The sequence below is a fragment of the Photorhabdus temperata genome (genome assembly GCF_025384845.1).
GTDB lineage: Bacteria > Pseudomonadota > Gammaproteobacteria > Enterobacterales > Enterobacteriaceae > Photorhabdus > Photorhabdus temperata.
This window is the reverse complement of the sequence record NZ_JAJAFX010000151.1, coordinates 1-2,274: the sequence shown is the minus strand read 5'-3', so window position 1 is coordinate 2,274 and position 2,274 is coordinate 1. Positions and strand designations below refer to the sequence as shown.

General features: G+C 54.4%; 3 protein-coding genes. All 3 read left to right on the top strand.

Annotated features, from left to right (window positions below; all coding sequences use genetic code 11):
* Nucleotides 1-64 precede the first annotated feature (64 nt).
* Nucleotides 65-361: an IS66 family insertion sequence element accessory protein TnpA gene (gene tnpA / locus LGZ99_RS24140; protein WP_036836860.1), complete on the top strand. Its 297-nt coding sequence runs from the start codon at nt 65-67 to the stop codon at nt 359-361.
* A complete protein-coding gene (tnpB, locus tag LGZ99_RS24135; protein ID WP_036841781.1) occupies nt 358-699 on the top strand; it encodes an IS66 family insertion sequence element accessory protein TnpB in 342 nt (113 codons plus the stop codon). Before tnpA ends, tnpB begins: the two co-directional genes overlap by 4 nt.
* Nucleotides 700-781: 82 nt before the next feature.
* Nucleotides 782-2,269 carry an IS66 family transposase gene (gene tnpC / locus LGZ99_RS24130; protein WP_036841784.1) on the top strand — a complete coding sequence of 496 codons (1,488 nt, stop codon included), beginning with the start codon at nt 782-784 and terminating at the stop codon, nt 2,267-2,269.
* The last annotated feature ends 5 nt before the right edge of the window (nt 2,270-2,274 follow it).

The window sequence follows — 2,274 nt, the reverse complement described above, 5'->3', positions numbered from 1 at the left end:
CATACCCGACTGATTAATCTTTTGTCATAGTGTTTTTTCTTTTTTATTCATGAGACAAACCACTATGACACTCACTGAAAAACAGCAACACTGGGCAGCAGTCATTGCTTCCCAGAAGCAGAGCGGGCTAACGGTGACGGCGTTTTGCCAGCACCATGAGATTAATCTGGCCACATTTTACTATTGGACAAAAAAGCTCCGGCAACAGCACGAGCCCCAACGCCTGCATCCCGTTGTGGTTGAGGAACATTCCGAGGCCGGACACACCGTCACGCTCTTTCTGCCCAACGGACTCCGGGCTGAGTTGCCGGCCAGGTTATCCACCGCGCAAATCCGCCACTGGATTGAGGCACTGCGATGATACCGGTCGGCACAATTTATCTGGTATCCGGTCATACCGACATGCGAAAATCCATTGACGGGCTGGCGAGTGTGGTTGACGCGCTGGGTCTGGATCCGCTCAGTGACGCCGGGTTTATTTTTTGTAACCGTCATCGCGACAAACTTAAGATCCTGTTATGGGACACCAATGGCTTCTGGCTCTACTACCGCCGGCTGGAAAAAGGCCGCTTTCAGTGGCCCGCTCCGGTGTCAGACGGCACGGTACACATTACACGCCAGCAACTGAACTGGCTGTTATCGGGGCTGGCGTTAGCACATCCCCGCGCACATCAGCCCTTACGGGGATTAAAAGTGTGATCGGTGACACTGATCCTGTTTTTGGACTTGCACGATCCCGTTGCGCTGTCACACTTAGGCTTTTCCCCTGAGAGCCTGAGTGATGACTGACCTGCCCGATGATATTGACCAACTGAAAGCGCTCGTTTACCAACTTCAGGCCGATATTCAGGGCAAAGATCGGCAGATCGCACTGTTGCTTGAACAACTCAGCCTCAGCAAATCGAAACGTTTCGGCAAACAGAGCGAAAAAGCCGACAAAGGCACTTTCAATGAGGCTGAACAGCAGGATAGCCTGCCTAAACCCGCACCCGCGCATCACAAAAAAGGCCGCCAGCCTTTGCCCGCCGGGCTGGCGCGGGAAGCTCAGCGCCATACCCTGAATGCGCCGCACTGTGACTGTTGTGGTGAACCGTTGCATGCCTGCGGAGTCGAAACCGCTGAAACCCTGAAAATCGTGCCGCAGAAAGTCAGCGTTATTCGTCACGAGCGCACGAAATATGCCTGCCGGCAGTGTGAAAAGACGCAGACGCACAGCAAAATTATCACGGCACCCGCGCCGCCCAGTCTGTTGCCCCGGACGATTGCCAGCCCGGACACCCAGGCTGCGATAGTGACCGCCAAATATGTCGATGCACTGCCGCTGTACCGTCAGGCAGATATTTTAGCGCGTTCCGGTATCGAGATAAGCCGCAGTACGCTGGCGAACTGGTGTGTGCAGCTCGGCCGTAAAGTACATGTACTGGTCGAACAAATTCGGACACACTTGCTCAATGAACCCCTGATTTGTGCGGATGAAACGCCGGTACAGGTACTCCACGAAGCGGCTCGCCCGGCGCAGAGCAAATCCTACATGTGGGTCTATCGCAGCGGCGAATTTGTGGCTCATCCGGCGGTGATTTTCGACTACCAGCCGAGCCGCAGCGGGCGCTGTGTTGCTGACTTTTTAGGGGATTATGCGGGCTACCTGCTGACCGATGGGTACGCGGCTTACGATACGCTGAAATCGGTCAGACACGCCGGGTGCATGGCGCATGCCCGTCGTAAATTTACCGAGGCCCAGAAAGTTCAGCCGGGTAAAAAAGCGGGACGCGCCGAACAGGGACTGACTTTTATCGCCCGACTGTACGCCATTGAGCGGGAAGCCCGACCGTTCAGCCCCGATGAACGACGGCGATTACGACAGGAAAAAGCGACACCGATTCTGAAAGACTTCCACGACTGGCTGACCGAAGCCAGCCGGACGGCGTTACCCAAAAGTGCCATCGGTACCGCGATCACGTATGCCCTGAACCAGTGGTCAAAACTGATTGTCTATCTGGAAGACGGTCATCTCAGCATTGATAATCATGTCACGGAGCGGGATATCCGCCCGTTCACGACCGGGCGTAAAAATTGGATTTTTTCCACCTCGCCTGACGGTGCCTTTGCCAGCGCCAACTTATACAGCCTGGTGATGAGCTGCCGGGCCAATGACATCAATCCTTATTTTTATTTTCGGCATATTTTTACGGAACTCCCCAAACGCCATTCTGATGATTCATTGCACGATCTGTTGCCGTGGAACGTCAACATCAGCGACATCATGTAAACTGC